Source organism: Escherichia albertii NBRC 107761 = DSM 17582 (assembly GCF_000759775.1).
Classification (GTDB): domain Bacteria; phylum Pseudomonadota; class Gammaproteobacteria; order Enterobacterales; family Enterobacteriaceae; genus Escherichia; species Escherichia albertii.
The window spans coordinates 19,216-37,593 of the sequence record NZ_BBMY01000032.1; the positions used below are offsets into that span (position 1 = coordinate 19,216).

Sequence of the window (18,378 nt, forward strand, 5' to 3'; positions counted from 1 at the left end):
AGTATGGAATCTAAGAATGGGGAAGCCAAAATCCAGAAAGTGAAGAACTGGTCTCCCGTGTGGATATTTCCTATCGTCACGGCGCTTATAGGGGCCTGGGTTCTTTTTTATCATTACAGTCATCAGGGGCCAGAAGTCACCCTGATTACCGCGAATGCGGAAGGGATAGAAGGGGGCAAGACAACCATTAAAAGCCGCAGCGTTGATGTTGGCGTGGTCGAAAGCGCTACGCTTGCTGATGATTTAACGCATGTTGAAATTAAAGCGCGCCTCAACGCCGGTATGGAAAAACTGCTGCATAAAGATACTGTCTTTTGGGTGGTGAAACCGCAAATTGGGCGTGAAGGTATTAGCGGCCTGGGTACGCTGCTCTCTGGGGTTTATATCGAACTACAACCGGGGGCGAAAGGCAGCAAAATGGACAAATATGATTTGCTTGATTCACCGCCGCTGGCGCCGCCGGATGCTAAAGGGATTCGAATCATACTCGACAGTAAAAAAGCCGGGCAACTCACTGCAGGAGATCCGGTGCTTTTTCGTGGCTACCGTGTAGGGTCGGTGGAGACCAGCACCTTTGATACGCAAAAACGTAGTATCAGTTATCAATTGTTCATCAATGCGCCTTATGACCGTTTGGTGACCAGCAACGTTCGCTTCTGGAAAGACAGCGGCATTGCGGTTGATCTGACGTCAGCGGGAATGCGCGTGGAGATGGGGTCGCTGACAACTTTGCTAAGCGGTGGCGTCAGTTTCGACGTGCCGGAAGGCCTGGAGCAGGGGCAGCCTGTCGCGCCGAAAACCGCATTCGTTTTGTATGATGATCAGAAGGGCATTCAGGATTCACTGTATACCGATCACATTGATTATCTGATGTTCTTTAAAGATTCTGTTCGCGGCTTGCAGCCGGGGGCGCCAGTGGAATTCCGCGGTATTCGCCTGGGAACAGTAAGTAAAGTGCCTTTCTTTGCGCCGAATATGCGTCAGACATTTAACGATGATTATCGTATTCCGGTGCTTGTTCGTATTGAACCTGAGCGACTGAAAATGCAGCTTGGGGAAAACAAAGATGTGGTTGAGCACCTTGGGGAGCTGTTGAAACGAGGTTTACGTGGTTCGCTGAAGACCGGAAATCTGGTCACAGGGGCATTGTATGTTGATCTCGATTTCTATCCGAATACACCAGCGATAACCGGGGTACGTGAATTCGATGGCTATCAGATCATTCCGACCGTTAGCGGCGGTCTGGCGCAAATCCAGCAACGTTTGATGGAAGCTCTGGATAAGATCAACAAGCTGCCATTGAATCCGATGATTGAGCAGGCGACCAGTACGCTGTCGGAAAGCCAGCGGACGATGAAAAATCTGCAAGCCACGCTGGATAGTATGAATAAAATCCTGGCAAGCCAGTCTATGCAGCAGTTGCCGACAGATATTCAGTCGACATTGCGTGAACTGAATCGCAGTATGCAGGGCTTCCAGCCGGGTTCTGCGGCTTACAACAAGATGGTGGCGGATATGCAGCGTCTTGATCAGGTATTGCGTGAACTGCAACCGGTGCTGAAAACGCTCAACGAGAAGAGCAACGCGCTGGTATTTGAAGCGAAGGATAAGAAAGATCCAGAGCCGAAGAGGGCGAAATAATGAAAAAATGGCTAGTGACGATAGCGGCACTATGGCTGGCCGGATGCAGCTCCGGTGAGATCAACAAAAACTACTACCAGTTACCTGTTGTACAGGGCGGTACGCAAAGTACCGCCAGCCAGGGCAACCGACTGTTATGGGTGGAGCAGGTTGCGGTTCCTGATTATCTGGCGGGAAATGGCGTGGTGTATCAGACCAGTGATGTGAAATACGTTATTGCCAATAACAATCTGTGGGCCAGCCCGCTGGACCAACAGTTACGCAATACGCTGGTTGCCAATCTGAGCACGCAATTACCCGGTTGGGTGGTTGCTTCACAACCTCTGGGCAGCGCTCAGGATACGCTCAACGTGACGGTCACGGAGTTTAATGGTCGTTATGATGGTAAGGTTATCGTCAGCGGTGAGTGGCTGTTGAACCATCAGGGGCAACTGATAAAACGTCCATTCCGTCTGGAAGGCGTACAAAATCAGGATGGCTACGATGAAATGGTCAAAGCCCTGGCCAGTGCCTGGAATCAGGAAGCGGCGGCGATGGCGCAAGAGATTAAGCGTCTTCCCTGATTATAAAGATTTGTAAATATAACCGTCTCTGGCATGTTGCCCGAGGCGGTTTTTTTTGTTTATTTTATGGGGAAAAACTTGTTCCGCTTCACATTTTTTGTACAACCGACATGCCTGTGTAGCTCACAAATATGACAGTGGCGTGAATTTTGCGCATTGACGACAGTTATGATTCGCGGTATTGCTTAACTGTGATTGCACATTTAGTAATCACTGTTTTCTTTTCCACCAGAAACCAGTATGAGGGAAACGAGGCATGAAGAGACAAAAACGAGATCGCCTGGAACGGGCACATCAACGTGGTTATCAGGCCGGCATCGCCGGACGCTCAAAAGAAATGTGTCCCTATCAGACGCTGAATCAAAGGTCACAATGGCTGGGAGGCTGGCGAGAAGCCATGGCGGACAGGGTAGTAATGGCCTGATTCTGTCTCTTTAAAAAGAAACCTCCGCACTGCGGAGGTTTCGCCTTTTACACGCAGCCTGATTTTAATCAGAATGCAGAAGTGTCCTGGAACAGACCTACTTTCAGGTCGTTGGCTGTGTAGATCAAGCGACCATCAACCAGAACTTCACCATCGGCCAGACCCATGATCAAGCGACGGTTAACAATACGTTTAAAGTGGATACGATAGGTCACTTTTTTCGCCGTCGGCAGAACCTGACCGGTGAATTTCACTTCGCCTACGCCCAGAGCGCGGCCTTTACCTTCGCCGCCCAGCCAGCCGAGGTAGAACCCTACTAACTGCCACATGGCATCCAGGCCCAGACATCCCGGCATTACCGGATCGCCGATGAAGTGGCAGCCGAAGAACCACAGATCTGGATTGATATCCAGCTCTGCTTCAACATACCCTTTGTTGAAGTTACCGCCAGTCTCGGTCATTTTGACCACCCGGTCCATCATCAGCATGTTCGGCGCTGGCAATTGCGGGCCTTTCGCACCAAACAGTTCTCCGCGACCAGAGGCAAGAAGGTCTTCTTTCGTATAGGATTCGCGTTTATCTACCATGTTCTCTGTAAGCCTTATTTTATTGAAGCACGCAGGATAGCTAACACGTGTACGCTGAACAAGTCCGATCAGTTCGGAATAAACCCGTTCAGCCAACGTAATGGCCATGGAAAACGGTGACGTCCTTCCTGCTGCGATGCTTGCGCGATACGTTCCTGGATAGTTTGCATCAGCGTCGTCTGGCCTTCGCCATCCCACACCAGATTTAATAATAGAGGTAGTGCATCAGTGACATCATCCACTGCCCAGATAGTGAATTTACCTTCCTCTACCGCCTTCACAAGTTCATTGTGAAGACTTAGATGGCGAACGTTAGCGGTAGGGATAATCACGCCTTGTTTACCGGTTAACTCACGCTGTTGGCAGATAGCGAAGAAACCTTCAATTTTCTCATTCAGGCCACCGACTGGCTGGGCGCGTCCAAACTGATCCACCGACCCGGTAATAGCAATACTTTGATTGACCGGGACATCGGCGAGGGCGCTGATCAGGGCGCAGAGTTCAGCCATTGAGGCGCTGTCACCGTCCACTTCACTATATGATTGCTCAAACGTCAGCGAGGCCGAGAAGGGAATTTGTTGTTCAAGCTGCAGTTCCGACATCAGGAATGCCTGCATGATCATCATCCCTTTAGCGTGAATATTGCCGCCGAGCTCTGCTTTCCGCTCAATATCGGTAAATTCACCGTCGCCAATGTGTACAACACAACTAATACGAGAAGGCTCGCCAAAAGCGCGCGGATGTCCCGGAAATTCAACAACTGACAGGGCATTGATCTGCCCGACGCGTTCGCCTTCGGTTTCGATCAGGATCTGCTCCTGAAGAATTTCGTCTTGCATACGCTCAGCGAGGAAACCTTCGCGCCACTGTCGCTGTTGTAGCATTAAGTTTAGCTGTTCGCCAGTAAAGGTATCGCCTTCACACAGAGACGCGACTTCTTTGCACTGGCGAAGGATCCACTGCAGACTAAGCGGCAGCGTTTCTTGCTCACCGGTATAGCGGGCGGCTTCGCGGATAAGCACTGGCCAGGCATCAGCACCGGGCGCAGGCAGTTGGTTATGTTTAGCGGTAAAAGCAACCCAGCGACACCACTGGTTTACTGACTCGGCATCGACAATCTGCAGGGTATCTTCAAATTCGCTATAAATGACCTGCTCAGACAGATCCGGCTCCATCGCCTGAAAATCGGCCAGCGACTCGCGCTCGCCAACCAGAATGACTTTTAGTTTCAATGGCATTGAAGGAACGGAGACGGGGAGGGGACGAGACTCATCAAACGCGACCCAATCGAAGCGTTCACGGCTGACAATGTTTTTCAGGCGCATCCACAGCAGTGGTTGTGCCAGCAGCGTGCGCAAAGAAATGATCAGAATGCCGCCATTTGCCTGATGTACCAGTCCCGGCTGTAAAGTAATGGCCCCATTAAACTGGCGCAGGCAGCCAAAGAGTTGTTCTGCCTCTACCCAATCAGCAGTGACGACTTGCGTTAATGTTGCAAAATTATCGTCAGTGCTAACGGCATTACGTAACCGGATGGTGTGGCCGGAGATCTCATAGTGACCGCCCATCAGTTGGCCAGAGTCACCTTGTAGCGCGCTTGCAGCATCGGCAATGAGACTCAGGTACTCGGGCTCTTCCGGCGCCTTCGCCAGCATAAAAGAGGATGAAGCTCGAGTGTGCAGTAACTGTTCCAGCGCAAATTGCAGCCGTGGTTGAGTTTCGCTGAATAAAGGATCGTTTTCGTCAATAAAATGTGGCTGTGCAAATACTTCCTGATAACTTTCGGTATCAGGGATTAAGTCACGCCATGCAAGTTTCGTAATGGTCAAAGTTGATGTTTTTTAGTCTGTTGTCAAAGGTGCGATTATACCGTAACCGGCACTGCAGCACACGTAGAAAGCGTCGACAAAAGTTTTTGTATGCGCGCTAAAGTGCACAGGATAGAGATTCTTTTCATCACGCAGGTAAAAAGCTGATATTCTGTAAAGAGTTACACGGTAACATTGAGATCGCTATGAAATATCAACAACTTGAAAATCTTGAAAGTGGTTGGAAATGGAAGTATCTGGTGAAGAAGCACCGTGAAGGTGAGCTTATCACCCGGTACATCGAAGCCAGTGCCGCCCAGGAAGCCGTCGATGTGTTGCTATCGCTGGAGAACGAACCTGTGCTCGTAAATGGCTGGATTGACCAGCATATGAACCCGGAGCTGATCAATCGCATGAAGCAGACCATTCGAGCCAGACGAAAACGCCACTTTAACGCAGAACATCAGCATACGCGCAAGAAATCTATCGATTTGGAATTCATGGTCTGGCAACGTCTGGCTGGTCTTGCACAACGCCGCGGTAAAACGCTTTCCGAAACGATTGTCCAGCTGATTGAAGATGCGGAAAACAAAGAGAAATATGCAAATAAAATGTCTTCGCTAAAGCAAGATTTGCAGGCTCTACTGGGTAAGGAATAACCGACGAAAGTTATTCACTTTACTAAAGATGAAAAAAAACCCCGCGACAGCGGGGTTTTTTATTAGACGAGAACTTAAGCCTGCGGCTGAGTTACAACGTCTTTGATGCCTTTAACTTCGATCTCTACGCGACGATCCGGAGCCAGGCAGTCGATCAGTGCAGCGCGCTGTTTCACGTTGTCACAGGTGTTGCCAGTAACCGGGTTGGATTCGCCCATACCACGTGCGGAGATCTTGTCAGACGGGATACCTTTAGAGATCAGGTAATCAACGACGGACTGAGCACGACGCTCGGACAGACCCTGGTTGTAAGCGTCAGAACCGATACGGTCGGTGTAACCCAGAACAACTACGGAACCGTCTTTCGGATCCAGGTTGCTCAGCTGGCTGTACAGCTGATCCAGAGCAGCCTGACCTTCCGGTTTCAGGGTTGCTTTGTTGAAGTTGAACAGAACGTCAGACTTCAGAGTGAAGTGCTTGGTCTGTACTTCTGGAGCTGGAGCCGGAGCCGGAGCAACTACCGGAGCTGCTTCGCCCTGACCGAAACGATAGGAAACACCCAAGCTCAGCAGGCCGTTGTCCGGGCGAGTGCCGATGGTGTGAGCGTCACCGATGTTGTTGGTCCACTGGTATTCCAGACGGGTAGCGATTTCAGGAGTGATCGCGTACTCAACACCGCCAGCGAAGACCGGAGAAACGCCGGTGTCGTGGTCTTTAAAGGAAGCGCCACCAGGTACGTTAGCCTTGGTGTCTGCACGCCATACCATACCACCCAGACGAGTGTAGACGTCCAGATCGTCAGTGATTGGGTAACCCAGTTTAGCGGTCAGCTGAACGCCCTGAGCTTTGTATGCGCCATTGATGTTGTCGCCTTTGTACGGCATACGACCTAACCAGTCGTAACCCATTTCAAAGCCAACATACGGGTTAACCTGGTAACCACCAAAAGCACCTGCACCCAGTTGGTTTTCGTGGGTCGGACCATTGTTGTCGATGAAACCAGTGTCATGGAACTGGGACCAGCCCAGTTTAGCACCAGTGTACCAGGTGTTATCTTTCGGAGCGGCCTGCGCTACGGTAGCGAAACCAGCCAGTGCCACTGCAATCGCGATAGCTGTCTTTTTCATTTTTTGCGCCTCGTTATCATCCAAAATACGCCATGAATATCTCCAACGAGATAACACGGTTAAATCCTTCACCGGGGATCTGCTCAATATTAACTCTACCGATATCTTCGGCTTATGCCGAGCACCCCTGGCGATGTAAAGTCTACAACGTAGTTGAAAACTTACAAGTGTGAACTCCGTCAGGCATATGAAAAAAAAGACTTGTATAAGGTGCGTTTAACCTATTTTGTAAAAGAGCCATTGAGAAGAAAAATCGCGGAAACCGCTTCAGACAAGCCTCCGCACGGAAAATTAGTCACGACAGAAAGCATCCAGTGTGTGATAAAAAAAGTTCCAGGATTAATCCTAAATTTACTTAATGATACAAATTAGAATGAATTTTTAACCCGGAAAGTTGTCTCGTGGCGTGAGAAGAGGCACTTATCGGACGCATAATAAACCCCATTGCATTACCTTCGTTGGCTGCATCAACCAGCTCAGCATGCTCTTCTTCGGTCAGATCATCTGACAACCAACCGATCACCACACTGTAATTTCCTGTGCGTAAAGCGCGAACCATTGACTCCACGGTGTGGCAAGGGGCAAGCTGACTCATCTGCATCACTTTAGTTAAGGGTAATCCAGCGGACTGAAACCACTCACGACTTAGTTTTTGTTGCGGAGTTAACCAGAGCTGCCAACGCGATTGCTGACCGAGCTGCTGTAATAATGGTAAAAGCAGGAGTTGTGTCATTATGGGCTGATCTTCGCGATAGACAACTTCACTGATAAGCCCGGCTGTAGTGTTTTCCGTAGAGACACGCGCAATTTTACTTGCTGCGGATGAGAACGACGAAGAACGATGTGCATAGCCTGAAGTGTACATAATCAATCCAGCCCTGTGAGTTACTGTATGAATATACAGCACATCCAGCGACAACAAAGATCAACCCTATTTTCGGAAAGAGCCTCGCAATTTTTGTCGATGGTGACCCGAAAACTTAAATTAATCTTGCCCCTTGAGAATAAGTTGCCTATTTTCGTACTTAACGGATCCGTTAACGTGAATTATTCGTTTATGTTATGATTTTAAAAGGAATTTTATGAAAAGCCTCTCCTATAAGCGGATCTATAAGTCACAAGAATACCTTGCAACGTTAGGCACCATTGAATATCGATCGCTGTTTGGCAGTTACAGTTTGACGGTTAACGATACGGTATTTGCGATGGTTGCTGATGGTGAGTTGTATCTACGGGCTTGTGAACAAAGCGTACAGTACTGTGTAAAACATCCGCCAGTCTGGCTGACATATAAAAAGTGCGGCCGACCCGTGACTCTCAATTACTACCGGGTTGATGAAAGTCTATGGCGTAACCAACAGAAATTAGTTCGCTTGTCGAAATATTCCCTGGATGCTGCGCTGAAAGAGAAATGTACGCGCAACAATCTCCAGCGACTGAAAGATTTGCCGAATATGTCTTATCATCTGGAGGCGATTCTCGGTGAAGTGGGGATCAAGGATGTGCGGACTTTACGGATCCTTGGCGCAAAAATGTGCTGGTTGCGACTACGTCAGCATAATAGCCAGGTGACGGAGAAGATCTTATTCATGCTTGAAGGCGCAATTATTGATATTCATGAAGCAGCGCTCCCGGTGGCACGCCGCCAGGAGCTTGCTGAATGGGCTGAATCTATTGTGCTGAAACCAGAGTTTCCGACGGAACCTGAGTAATCCTGCGCTGCAGGCGACCAATTTCTGGCAACAATGCAATCAATAATCCAATTTGCTGTATGACCAGAGGTTCCTTGCTGTCTGCCCGTGGCTCAAGTTGCAGCATACGCTGCTTCAGGCCAGCTAATGCCAGATTGACGCGTTCTTCATCGGCAGGCTGATGATGTAGCGCGTCATCAACGTAACATACCGCGTCATCAAGAAACGCGAGGATTTGAGGATTAGTTAACTGCTCACGGTGAGCGCCGAGGGCAGAAATGTAGCTGGTGAATGTATGGTTGAGGCACAGTAAACGGAACGCGGCCTCGCGGATTTGCGGTGTGGCGTTCGGTTCACTGGACATATTCGATACCACAGAAGCCAGTTCGGCATCACGATTGTGAGCATCACGACGGGCGATGCGATACGCCAGACGGTTATCGCGTCCCTGATGATATTGCTCAAGAATAGCGTCAAGATAACGGCAGTTAGCGTCAGTTGCACGCTCGAGCATCCGCGGTAGATTACGAAAACGCCAGTCTGGCCAGATGTAGCTCACTGCTGCCCAGGCTATGGCGCAACCGATCAGCGTATCAACCACGCGAGGCAGCGCAACTTCAAAACCTTCGCCCAACAGGTTGAAGCACAGCAGAACCAACAGGGTGATGAACATAGTTGCATGCGCATATTGCACGTTGCGGAAAGCAAAAAAGAGCACGCCTGTAATGACCAGTAGTACCAGTTGTCCTTCCAGCGACGGAACAAACCACAGCACCGGGATGCCGATCGCAATACCTACCAGCGTGCCGATAATCCTTAATTTCAGGCGATGGCGCGTAGCGTTATAGTTTGGCTGGCAGACGAACAGGCTGGTCAGCAGGATCCAGTAGCCGTGGTTTATTCCTGTTATTTGAATGATGGCGTAGCCGACGCATAAGACCAGAGACATCCTGACCGCGTGACGGAAGAGGGCGGATTCCGGCGTAAAGTTACGGCTAAGACGCAGCCAGATATCACTTAGCCCGTGCGGGCTGTCGTCAGCAAGCTGGTCGTCGGTATCGTTATTCGGCATTGCCTGGGCTTGCTCTGATTCAATCGTCGCCAGTTGAGCATCAATGGCGCGTAAGTTTGTCAGCAGAAATCCCAGCGCTTTTAGCAAATCAATCGGCGCGCCGTTATTGCGCATCCGCTCAAGCGCGGCGTCAATATGAGTGAAGGCGCGTTCAAAATGCGGATCGTGTTGATAAGGCTGGCGTAGCAAAATACAGCGTGACAGTTGCTGGCAAGCCTGGCCCTGCATCGACATCAGTCGCTGAAAGCGAAACAATACATCGCTGTGGCGAAAATGTTCGCGCAGCGTCTGGTACTGAATATGCGAAGAGCTGGCGCGCTCGTGGATATCTTGCGCCACAAAGTAGTAATGCAGAGTGCGTCGTGTTCCCCGTTGACCACGATCGCCACGTAGTCGCGTCAACAACGAGAGCTTTGTCTGATTCAGCGTTGCCATTAGTTGCCCGTTGGCAAGCGCTAAATCGTACAATGGCGCCTGGCTTTCATCTTCAATATCTGGATCAAACATGCGCGACTTGAGTTCCAGATATCGCGCAAGTTGTTCATAGCAACGCGCCAGGTTGTCCTGCAGCGGGCGGACAGGGAACAGTAGGTGACCGATAAGCGTCAGAACGTTGTACCAGATGGCACCGGCAAGTAGATATATCGGCTGCTGATACCAGTGTTCATACAGCGACGTACCCAGCATCGTGTAAATAGCGATGAGCAATGCGCCAAAAGCGATAGTCGCGTAGCGTTGACCCAGACCCCCGAGCAAAATAAAGCCGCTGGTGGAGAGCGTTAAGCCGATGGCAAACAGCCAGGGCCAGGGAAAAAGGAGTTCTACCGAGGCCGAAGCGATAAAAAAGCAGAACAGCGTAATGATGAGGTTACGCAGACGCCCCGCCAGTCGGTCATCAAGGTCGGTCAATGCTGCTGCAACCATACCGAGTGTGAGCGGAATGGTCAGTTTTACATCACCCAGCCACCACGGAAACGCAGTAGTACCGCAAAGCGCGATAAAAATGCGTGCGTAATACAGCCAGGTGCTGTTCCAGGTGTAGCGTTTGAGCAAAGGACTTAGCATAAAGGCCATAACGTTAGATTATTCGAAACGACGACGCGCATTCGCTTCACGCGCAGCACGAGCGGTTTCAACAGAAACCACACGACGGCCTACAGGCCACAGTGCAATAGCCGCAATTTTAAAGTTAGCAATGCCGACGGGAATACCGATGATGGTGAGACATTGCGCAATACCAGAGGCAATGTGCATTAAGCATAACCACCAGCCGAAGAAAATCAGCCAGAAAATATTCAGTATGGTACCGCCGGTATTGAGCAGTACGTTTTTGCCTGCCGGGTTCAGTTCATCGACATGAATCGCTTCATTGCCGTAGGGCAACAAAGAAAGCTTTGTGATTTCCCAGCAAGAACGCGTCAGTGGTAGGGTAAAAATCAGCACAATACTGACCAGGGTTGCCAGCAGCCAGGCCAGAGTTGTGGCAAATCCACCAAGCACAAAGTTCAGAATGTTCAAAACGGTACGCATAAAACCTCACTGTACTGTGGTTTTCTGTAATGGGCGGCAATTGTAACGTTTTTTTGGGCTGGAGCACGTTTTCTCTGACGGTTACACTGATAAGAAATAACATCGTGTGGATCTACAGAGGCATGGAACTGAAAGCGACAACTCTTGGCAAACGTCTGGCACAGCACCCTTATGATCGGGCGGTGATCCTTAATGCCGGGATAAAAGTTTCCGGCGATCGTCACGAATATCTTATTCCATTCAACCAATTACTGGCGATTCATTGTAAGCGCGGCTTGGTATGGGGCGAGCTGGAGTTTGTACTGCCTGATGAAAAAGTGGTGCGTCTGCACGGCACCGAATGGGGCGAAACGCAGCGTTTTTACCATCATCTTGATGCCCACTGGCGGCGTTGGAGCGAAGAGATGAGTGAAATTGCCGCCGACGTTTTACAGCAACAACTGGATCTTATCGCCACGCGCACCGGAGGAAATAAGTGGCTGACGCGAGAGCAAACGACTGGCGTGCAGCAACAAATCCGCCAGGCTTTGTCGGCGCTGCCGTTGCCGGTAAACCGACTGGAAGAGTTTGATAACTGCCGTGAAGCGTGGCGCAAATGTCAGATCTGGCTGAAAGATATTGACGGTCGGCTGCAGCATAATCAGGCATATACCGAAGCCATGCTTAACGAACATGCGGACTTTTTTCGTCAGGTTGAGTCTTCACCGCTTAACCCCGCTCAGGCCCGTGCTGTTGTTAATGGTGAGCACGCCTTATTAGTGCTCGCGGGAGCGGGAAGTGGAAAAACGTCGGTGTTGGTGGCGCGTGCGGGCTGGCTACTGGCGCGCGGCGAGGCATCCCCAGAGCAAATTTTATTGCTGGCGTTTGGGCGAAAAGCTGCTGAAGAGATGGACGATCGCATTCGTGAGCGACTACATACCGACGATATTACCGCGCGCACATTTCATTCACTGGCCCTGCATATTATTCAGCAAGGCAGTAAGAAAGTGCCGACAGTCAGCAAACTGGAGAATGACACCGCAGCTCGCCATGAACTCTTTATTAATGAGTGGCGCAAGCAATGTAGTGAAAAGAAAACACAGGCGAAAGGCTGGCGACAATGGCTGACGGAAGAAATGCAGTGGTCGGTACCAGAAGGTAATTTCTGGGACGATGAAAAATTGCAACGTCGTCTCGCATCTCGTCTTGATCGTTGGGTTGCTCTGATGCGGATGCACGGCGGCGCACAGGCGGAAATGATTGCCAGCGCGCCTGAAGAGATCCGCGACGTGTTCAGTAAACGAATCAAATTAATGGCTCCGTTATTGAAAGCCTGGAAGAGCGCGTTGAAGGCAGATAACGCCGTTGATTTTTCCGGTTTGATTCATCAGGCGATTGTGATCCTCGAAAAAGGCCGCTTTATCAGTCCGTGGAAATATATTCTGGTTGATGAATTTCAGGATATCTCACCGCAGCGCGCAGCGCTGTTGGCGGCGTTGCGTAAGCAAAACAGTCAGACGACGTTGTTTGCCGTTGGTGATGACTGGCAGGCGATTTATCGCTTCAGCGGTGCGCAAATGTCACTCACCACCGCCTTCCATGAAAACTTTGGTGAGGGCGATCGCTGTGATTTAGATACGACTTATCGTTTCAACAGCCGTATTGGTGAGGTCGCGAACCGTTTTATTCAACAGAATCCCAATCAGTTGAAAAAGCCGCTGAACAGTTTGACTCATGGTGACAAAAAAGCTGTAACGCTTCTTGAAGAGAGCCAGCTTGATGCTTTGCTGGATAAACTCTCAGGTTATGCCAAACCGGATGAGCGCATTCTGGTACTGGCGCGTTATCATCATCTGAAACCTGCCAGTCTGGAAAAAGCAGTGACGCGCTGGCCGAAGTTGCAAATTGACTTTATGACCATTCACGCCAGCAAAGGGCAACAGGCGGATTACGTCATCATTGTTGGTTTACAGGAAGGGAGTGATGGCTTCCCGACTGCGGCGCGTGAGTCGATTATAGAAGAGGCGCTCCTGCCGCAGGTTGAAGATTTCCCTGACGCCGAAGAACGGCGATTAATGTATGTTGCGTTGACTCGCGCACGCCATCGGGTATGGGCGCTGTTCAACAAAGAGAATCCTTCTTCCTTTGTGGAAGTCCTGAAAAAACTGAGTGTGCCGGTAGCGAGAAAACCGTAAGAAACAGGCGGCGAGTGCCGCCTGTGCGAATTTACTTCAGACGTTCAGCAAGATAACGCTGATAGTCCGGGATCAGGATGTCCACTGCATCGTTGAAATGGGGTGACTGAATCAGGAAATCAGCCGTTGCCACATTGGTTGCGACCGGAATATTCCACACCGTTGCCAGACGTAGCAATGCTTTGACGTCGGGATCGTGTGGCACGGCGTTCAGCGGATCCCAGAAGAAAATCAACACATCAATTTTTCCTTCTGAAATCAATGCACCCACTTGCTGATCGCCGCCCATTGGGCCGCTTAGCATGGCGTTAACGTTCATTCCGGTGGTGCGGGAAATTAAGTTGCCTGTGGTGCCCGTCGCATACAGTACGTGCTGCTCCAGTAACGGCTGGTGCCGCTCCACCCAGCTCATGAGCATTTGTTTGCAGTGATCATGGGCCACCAACGCAATATGCTTACGCGCTGGCAATGTGCGAGTCGTCAATTCCATAATTTACTTCCGTAGTTAGCTTTCCTACAGATTACTGTAAGCGTTTACCGCTGCAAGAGAAAGACCAAAAAAGCCTGCGCGCAGGCACAAAAATATCAGGAAGGTGGTTGTTTTTCAGCCCATTGCAGGAAAGTATTGCGCGTTTGCGGATCGGCTAGCTTAAACCAATATTTCAGTCGCTGTTCAGTGAGCACCTGTGACTGCGGTGGAATGGCGTCCAGCTCGGAAACGCCAGAAAGTAACGTGCTGTCGTCCGCCATCATGGTGGCAAATTGCGGTAGCGACGCGCGTTTCGCGGATTTGTTATAGCGCTCGACCTCCACTTCATAATCGATTGTTTTTGTTGTTGAAGTAATGACCAGAATGTCCAGTTTTACCGGAATCGGCGTTGCATCTCCATCAAGTAATTCGAGACGAGGCGCAAGATCAAAATGATTAGCTTCTCGTTCATTCTCCAGTCGGGGCAGGCGAAAATTTACCTGGCTGATGAGCTGGGTATTAAAACTGACCACCAGCGGTGGGGAAATATACAGTCTTTCTTCATTAGCAGAAAGGTTAATGGTTTTTTCAACGCGAAAGACCAATTGATGTGGTCCATTATCCAGCTCAATGCTGTCAGCGCCGCGGAGCAGAGAACTGGAAACCTTCTTACCATCAAGCACCAGAAGATCAACATCGCTGGATAGCCGTAGCGTGGTGGCAAAAACGGTCACCGGCAAACATAATGCGATCAAGGTGGTCAAAATGCCGGTTTTCATAGATAGCTCCTGTCTAATGACCGCCTGAATAATAATGTATCAAAATTTTTCTTTAATCATACTTACTAACATATAGACATGTTTTCCGCTTTTGCTCTCATACATTTGTATTAGCTACATGGTTGGCATGTTGGGTTTGTCGTACACTTTGGTAAATAGTCTGGAGGAAATGATGAAAGAGACCGATATTGCAGCCATTTTAACGTCCACTCACACTATTGCGCTGGTAGGGGCAAGCGACAAACCCGATCGTCCAAGTTATCGCGTGATGAAATACCTGCTTGATCAGGGCTATCACGTCATTCCGGTCTCGCCTAAAGTCGCCGGTAAAACGCTGCTGGGTCAGCAGGGCTATGGCACGCTGGCGGAAGTGCCTGAAAAAGTCGATATGGTCGATGTCTTCCGTAATTCAGAAGCTGCCTGGGGTGTGACGCAGGAAGCTATCGCCATTGGCGCTAAAACCGTATGGATGCAGTTAGGGGTGATTAATGAGCAAGCGGCAGTTCTGGCGCGTGATGCCGGGTTACAGGTCGTAATGGATCGTTGCCCGGCCATTGAGATCCCTCGGCTGGGGCTGGCTAAATAAAAAATCCCCGGAAGGCAAAAACCTTCCGGGGATTTTTATCAGGATTAGTTACGCAGACGCGGCGCCTGGAGTTGTTTGCGGATAGTCTGCGCCAGCTCATCCATTGACGGTTGCTCTGGATGTTCATCCTGTAATTCGCTACTTAGCTGGGCTTCAGCCAGGTAGGTATGAACCGGTAGGCCGTTGTCATCCTCCATCACCACGTGATACCACGGAGCGGCGCGAAGCTCATCGTTTACCGCCAGCTCATCAGGCGACGGTTCAGAGAGCGAATAAACCGGGTCGATATCCACGACCACTCCGAGATAACCTAACAGGGAATGGCGGACCTGCTGGCCGATACCGAATTTGCTGGCAATCATAGTCACCTCCCGGGAAATCTTTTCCTTTGATATAAGGGTAAAATTCCACATTTCAAGTTACATGACGCGACAGGCAAACCCTTTCAGATATAGCCCTTCCGGGTAGGTGGCGATCACCGGATGATCGGCGGCCTGGCGGAACTGCTCTATAAATTGTACATCACGACCGGCATCAATTGCGGCGTCAGCGATGATTTTCTGAAATAAGTCGCTGGTCATCAGGCCGGAACAGGAGAACGTCAACAATACGCCGCCTTCATTCAATAACTGAATTGCCAGCATATTGATATCTTTGTAACCCCGACAGGCCCCCATCAATTGACTTTTGTTTTCGACAAACTTCGGCGGATCCATCACGATAACGTCAAACTTTTCGCCGCGATCGCGATAGGTGCGCAGTAACTTAAATACGTCATCGCGGACAAACTCCGCTTTGCTGAGATCCAGTTTGTTTAATTCAACGTTTTGCCGTGCAATATCCAGCGCTTCCTGCGAGGTATCCACGCTGACTACCTGGCTACAGCCGCCCATCAAGGCGGATACGGCGAACCCACCGGTATAAGAGAAACAGTTCAGTACGCGTTTATTTTCAACGTAGCGGCGTGTTGCCAGACGGCTGTCGCGCTGATCCAGGTAATAGCCCGTTTTGTGCCCGTGTTGAATGTCTACCAGTAGCTTCATGCCGTGTTCTTCAATCGGTAGCAGGGCAGGCGGCAGTTCTCCAGTCACTGGCCCCTGGGTCAGTTCCATTCCCTCTTTTTTGCGTACCGCCACGTCGCTGCGATCGTAAATCGCACAGTCCGGGTACAGCGTTTGCAGGGCGCTAATTAATGCCGCACGTTGATACTCCGCACCAGCGCTTAGCAGTTGCAGCACCAAAAAATGACCAAAGCGATCGATAGTAATGCCGGGCAGGCCATCTGACTCACCAGCGATTAAACGATAGCTGTCGAGTCCATCTTTTTGCGCCAGCCAGTCGCGCCACTTTTGCGCTTGCTGCAAACGACGGGTGAAAAAGGCAATGTCGATGGATTCCGAAGGATCGAAAGTCCAGACGCGCGCACGGATTTGCGACGCAGGCGAATAAGCGCCGCGTGCTAACCATTTTCCCTGATGATCAACAATATCGATGGTTTCACCGAGGCTGGCTTTACCTTCCATACGGGCCACAGCACCGGAAAAGACCCACGGATGGCGACGAAGTAATGATTTTTCGCGCCCTTTGGCTAACACTAAACGTACACTCATAATTTACTATTCTGTCGATGCAAAGAAATGGGCGCCATTGTCCGGAGTTTTTCCCGGATTTGCAACGCGCCTATAAGGATAAGGAGCGTGGTGATGTCGAAAGTATGCATAATTGCCTGGATTTATGGCCGGGTTCAGGGGGTAGGTTTTCGCTATACCACCCAATATGAAGCCAAAAGGCTGGGCTTAACCGGTTACGCCAAAAATCTTGACGACGGCAGCGTGGAAGTCGTGGCCTGCGGGGAAGAAGGGCAGGTGGAAAAATTGATGCAGTGGTTAAAAAGTGGCGGTCCGCGTTCAGCGCGTGTAGAGCGCGTACTTAGCGAACCGCATCATCCTTCCGGGGAATTAACCGATTTTCGTATCCGTTAAATACATTTCACGGGCTTTGGCAGGCCAGCAATTTTGGTGGCTTGCTTAGCTGGACCTTTTGGAAACAGTCGGTACAGATAGCGGCTGTTTCCTTTTTCTTCGCCAAATTTATTCGCCATTGCTTTTACCAGCATACGAATTGCCGGAGAGGTATTAAATTCCAGGTAGAAATCACGTACAAAACGCACCACTTCCCAGTGTTCCGGCGACAGCGTAATTCCTTCTTTTTCTGCTATCACCACTGCCAGAGGTTCGCTCCACTGGCTGCTTTCTTTGAGATAGCCTTCGGTATCCGTTTCTATCTCTTTACCTTCAAACATCAGCATAATCATTTACTACCTTAATCAGACTGGCGGCAGTGTAACAAAAAACAAAGCCTCGCATAAAGCGAGGCTCGGTAAGTAAACCCGGGCGAAATTAATCGCGGCTGGCGAAGCCCAGGATGCTCAACAGGCTGACGAAGATGTTGTACAGCGACACATATAAGCTCACAGTGGCACGAATGTAGTTCGTTTCACCGCCGTGGATGATGTTGCTGGTTTCAAACAAAATTGCGCCAGAGGAGATCAGAATGAATACCGCGCTGATCGCCAGATGCAGAGCAGGCAGTTGCAGGAAGATATTCGCTACCATCCCGATCAGGACAACAACAATACCCGCCATCAGCATACCGCCGAGGAAAGACATATCTTTGCGGGTGGTCAGCACGTATGCAGAGCAGCAGAAGAATACTAATGCCGTACCGCCCAGCGCCATCGCAATCACATCGCCCATTCCGGCAGACAAATAAGTATTCAGAATCGGGCCGAGGATATAACCGAGAAAACCGGTAAAGGCGAATGCGGAAATAATTCCGGTCGGCTTGTTGGCAGTTTTATAGGTCAGGAACATCAGACCATACATACCCACCAGCGTCAGAATCAGTCCCGGAGATGGCAGCATTAGCACTGTACTGGCTGTCGCGGTAATCGCAGAAAAAGCCAGTGTCAGGCTCAGCAGAAAATAGGTATTACGCAGCACCTTATGGGTACTAAGTAATGATGTACGGTCATGTGAAGAACTAACTATACGATCCATTGAGTCACTCTCTATGACAGGTGTAATTAATCAAGCAGCATAATGATTATGTGGGAAGGTACACAGAGGTTTTACCCATCTTTACGCATTTGATCTGGAACAGGTTTCGCACAGAATGGTTAAACCATTGAGCATGCTACAACAGCATGGTGATTTTGGCAGACAAAAGAAAAAGGGGTTAGCATTTAGCTAACCCCTTATCTTATTGT

20 protein-coding genes are annotated in these 18,378 nt (G+C 50.0%); 8 read left to right on the top strand and 12 right to left on the bottom strand.

Features of this window, described 5'->3' with window-relative positions:
• The first annotated feature begins 3 nt into the window (after positions 1-3).
• The 3 genes from pqiB to rmf all read left to right on the top strand — a co-directional run bounded on the left by pqiB (position 4) and on the right by rmf (position 2,628).
• Positions 4-1,641, top strand: a complete 1,638-nt coding sequence (gene pqiB / locus EA14781_RS08045) for an intermembrane transport protein PqiB (RefSeq protein ID WP_000444171.1) — start codon at positions 4-6, stop codon at positions 1,639-1,641.
• Complete coding sequence (gene pqiC / locus EA14781_RS08050) at positions 1,641-2,204, top strand: membrane integrity-associated transporter subunit PqiC (RefSeq protein ID WP_000759093.1); 564 nt, start codon at positions 1,641-1,643, stop codon at positions 2,202-2,204. Before pqiB ends, pqiC begins: the two co-directional genes overlap by 1 nt.
• A 256-nt stretch (positions 2,205-2,460) precedes the next feature.
• On the top strand, positions 2,461-2,628 hold the full coding sequence (gene rmf / locus EA14781_RS08055) for a ribosome modulation factor (protein WP_000828648.1): 168 nt from the start codon (positions 2,461-2,463) through the stop codon (positions 2,626-2,628).
• A 68-nt stretch (positions 2,629-2,696) separates the two neighbouring features.
• On the opposite strand, the gene fabA is transcribed toward rmf, so the two are convergent.
• Both fabA and EA14781_RS08065 read right to left on the bottom strand, forming a co-directional pair.
• Positions 2,697-3,215, bottom strand: a complete 519-nt coding sequence (fabA, locus tag EA14781_RS08060) for a bifunctional 3-hydroxydecanoyl-ACP dehydratase/trans-2-decenoyl-ACP isomerase (RefSeq protein ID WP_002462364.1) — start codon at positions 3,213-3,215, stop codon at positions 2,697-2,699.
• A 68-nt stretch (positions 3,216-3,283) separates the two neighbouring features.
• Positions 3,284-5,044, bottom strand: coding sequence for an AAA family ATPase (locus EA14781_RS08065; protein WP_000156442.1), 1,761 nt, complete (start codon positions 5,042-5,044; stop codon positions 3,284-3,286).
• A 185-nt stretch (positions 5,045-5,229) separates the two neighbouring features.
• Between EA14781_RS08065 and matP the strand changes: the two genes are divergently transcribed.
• Positions 5,230-5,682 (top strand): macrodomain Ter protein MatP, encoded by a 453-nt coding sequence (matP, locus tag EA14781_RS08070; RefSeq protein WP_000877164.1) that lies wholly within the window; start codon positions 5,230-5,232, stop codon positions 5,680-5,682.
• A 74-nt stretch (positions 5,683-5,756) separates the two neighbouring features.
• Here matP and ompA read toward each other — a convergent pair whose 3' ends face one another.
• Both ompA and sulA read right to left on the bottom strand, forming a co-directional pair.
• Positions 5,757-6,809, bottom strand: coding sequence for a porin OmpA (gene ompA / locus EA14781_RS08075; protein ID WP_024164823.1), 1,053 nt, complete (start codon positions 6,807-6,809; stop codon positions 5,757-5,759).
• A 355-nt stretch (positions 6,810-7,164) separates the two neighbouring features.
• A complete protein-coding gene (sulA, locus tag EA14781_RS08085; protein ID WP_000288701.1) occupies positions 7,165-7,674 on the bottom strand; it encodes an SOS-induced cell division inhibitor SulA in 510 nt (169 codons plus the stop codon).
• 217 nt (positions 7,675-7,891) lie between these two features.
• Between sulA and EA14781_RS08090 the strand changes: the two genes are divergently transcribed.
• A complete protein-coding gene (locus EA14781_RS08090) occupies positions 7,892-8,521 on the top strand; it encodes a TfoX/Sxy family DNA transformation protein (protein WP_000839161.1) in 630 nt (209 codons plus the stop codon).
• Here EA14781_RS08090 and yccS read toward each other — a convergent pair.
• The gene (yccS, locus tag EA14781_RS08095; RefSeq protein WP_000875071.1) at positions 8,481-10,646 is read right to left on the bottom strand and encodes a YccS family putative transporter; all 2,166 of its coding nucleotides are present in this window, start codon (positions 10,644-10,646) and stop codon (positions 8,481-8,483) included. The two genes, EA14781_RS08090 and yccS, sit on opposite strands and share 41 nt — an antisense overlap.
• Before the next feature lie 9 nt (positions 10,647-10,655).
• Positions 10,656-11,102: a YccF domain-containing protein gene (locus EA14781_RS08100; protein WP_001261228.1), complete on the bottom strand. Its 447-nt coding sequence runs from the start codon at positions 11,100-11,102 to the stop codon at positions 10,656-10,658.
• A 122-nt stretch (positions 11,103-11,224) separates the two neighbouring features.
• Between EA14781_RS08100 and helD the strand changes: the two genes are divergently transcribed.
• Positions 11,225-13,276 (top strand): DNA helicase IV, encoded by a 2,052-nt coding sequence (helD, locus tag EA14781_RS08105; RefSeq protein ID WP_024164821.1) that lies wholly within the window; start codon positions 11,225-11,227, stop codon positions 13,274-13,276.
• A gap of 31 nt (positions 13,277-13,307) precedes the next feature.
• Here helD and mgsA read toward each other — a convergent pair whose 3' ends face one another.
• Positions 13,308-13,766, bottom strand: coding sequence for a methylglyoxal synthase (gene mgsA / locus EA14781_RS08110; protein WP_000424182.1), 459 nt, complete (start codon positions 13,764-13,766; stop codon positions 13,308-13,310).
• Between the two features lie 95 nt (positions 13,767-13,861).
• A complete protein-coding gene (locus tag EA14781_RS08115) occupies positions 13,862-14,524 on the bottom strand; it encodes a DUF2057 family protein (protein ID WP_000847776.1) in 663 nt (220 codons plus the stop codon).
• Between the two features lie 172 nt (positions 14,525-14,696).
• Between EA14781_RS08115 and EA14781_RS08125 the strand changes: the two genes are divergently transcribed.
• Positions 14,697-15,110, top strand: coding sequence for a CoA-binding protein (locus tag EA14781_RS08125; RefSeq protein WP_002462360.1), 414 nt, complete (start codon positions 14,697-14,699; stop codon positions 15,108-15,110).
• 44 nt (positions 15,111-15,154) lie between these two features.
• Here the strand turns inward: EA14781_RS08125 and hspQ are convergent, their stop codons facing one another.
• Positions 15,155-15,472, bottom strand: a complete 318-nt coding sequence (hspQ, locus tag EA14781_RS08130) for a heat shock protein HspQ (protein ID WP_001295356.1) — start codon at positions 15,470-15,472, stop codon at positions 15,155-15,157.
• A 57-nt stretch (positions 15,473-15,529) separates the two neighbouring features.
• Positions 15,530-16,720, bottom strand: a complete 1,191-nt coding sequence (gene rlmI, locus EA14781_RS08135; RefSeq protein WP_000116313.1) for a 23S rRNA (cytosine(1962)-C(5))-methyltransferase RlmI — start codon at positions 16,718-16,720, stop codon at positions 15,530-15,532.
• A 93-nt stretch (positions 16,721-16,813) separates the two neighbouring features.
• Here rlmI and yccX point away from each other — a divergent pair, with 93 nt between their 5' ends.
• Positions 16,814-17,092: an acylphosphatase gene (gene yccX, locus EA14781_RS08140; protein ID WP_000048219.1), complete on the top strand. Its 279-nt coding sequence runs from the start codon at positions 16,814-16,816 to the stop codon at positions 17,090-17,092.
• Here the strand turns inward: yccX and tusE are convergent.
• Both tusE and yccA read right to left on the bottom strand, forming a co-directional pair.
• Positions 17,089-17,418 carry a sulfurtransferase TusE gene (gene tusE / locus EA14781_RS08145; RefSeq protein ID WP_024164819.1) on the bottom strand — a complete coding sequence of 110 codons (330 nt, stop codon included), beginning with the start codon at positions 17,416-17,418 and terminating at the stop codon, positions 17,089-17,091. The genes yccX and tusE overlap by 4 nt on opposite strands.
• 91 nt (positions 17,419-17,509) lie before the next feature.
• Entirely contained in the window at positions 17,510-18,169 is a 660-nt protein-coding gene (gene yccA / locus EA14781_RS08150; protein WP_000375136.1) for an FtsH protease modulator YccA, read from the bottom strand.
• Between the last annotated feature and the right edge of the window lie 209 nt (positions 18,170-18,378).

Coding starts and splice junctions, on each gene's coding strand:
- EA14781_RS08100 (WP_001261228.1), bottom strand. CDS start 11,102: ATGCGTACCGTTTTGAACATTCTGAACTTTGTGCTTGGTGGATTTGCC.
- EA14781_RS08125 (WP_002462360.1), top strand. CDS start 14,697: ATGAAAGAGACCGATATTGCAGCCATTTTAACGTCCACTCACACTATT.
- pqiC (WP_000759093.1), top strand. CDS start 1,641: ATGAAAAAATGGCTAGTGACGATAGCGGCACTATGGCTGGCCGGATGC.
- ompA (WP_024164823.1), bottom strand. CDS start 6,809: ATGAAAAAGACAGCTATCGCGATTGCAGTGGCACTGGCTGGTTTCGCT.
- pqiB (WP_000444171.1), top strand. CDS start 4: ATGGAATCTAAGAATGGGGAAGCCAAAATCCAGAAAGTGAAGAACTGG.
- mgsA (WP_000424182.1), bottom strand. CDS start 13,766: ATGGAATTGACGACTCGCACATTGCCAGCGCGTAAGCATATTGCGTTG.
- tusE (WP_024164819.1), bottom strand. CDS start 17,418: ATGCTGATGTTTGAAGGTAAAGAGATAGAAACGGATACCGAAGGCTAT.
- yccS (WP_000875071.1), bottom strand. CDS start 10,646: ATGGCCTTTATGCTAAGTCCTTTGCTCAAACGCTACACCTGGAACAGC.
- matP (WP_000877164.1), top strand. CDS start 5,230: ATGAAATATCAACAACTTGAAAATCTTGAAAGTGGTTGGAAATGGAAG.
- fabA (WP_002462364.1), bottom strand. CDS start 3,215: ATGGTAGATAAACGCGAATCCTATACGAAAGAAGACCTTCTTGCCTCT.
- EA14781_RS08115 (WP_000847776.1), bottom strand. CDS start 14,524: ATGAAAACCGGCATTTTGACCACCTTGATCGCATTATGTTTGCCGGTG.
- helD (WP_024164821.1), top strand. CDS start 11,225: ATGGAACTGAAAGCGACAACTCTTGGCAAACGTCTGGCACAGCACCCT.
- yccA (WP_000375136.1), bottom strand. CDS start 18,169: ATGGATCGTATAGTTAGTTCTTCACATGACCGTACATCATTACTTAGT.
- yccX (WP_000048219.1), top strand. CDS start 16,814: ATGTCGAAAGTATGCATAATTGCCTGGATTTATGGCCGGGTTCAGGGG.
- rlmI (WP_000116313.1), bottom strand. CDS start 16,720: ATGAGTGTACGTTTAGTGTTAGCCAAAGGGCGCGAAAAATCATTACTT.
- sulA (WP_000288701.1), bottom strand. CDS start 7,674: ATGTACACTTCAGGCTATGCACATCGTTCTTCGTCGTTCTCATCCGCA.
- hspQ (WP_001295356.1), bottom strand. CDS start 15,472: ATGATTGCCAGCAAATTCGGTATCGGCCAGCAGGTCCGCCATTCCCTG.
- EA14781_RS08090 (WP_000839161.1), top strand. CDS start 7,892: ATGAAAAGCCTCTCCTATAAGCGGATCTATAAGTCACAAGAATACCTT.
- rmf (WP_000828648.1), top strand. CDS start 2,461: ATGAAGAGACAAAAACGAGATCGCCTGGAACGGGCACATCAACGTGGT.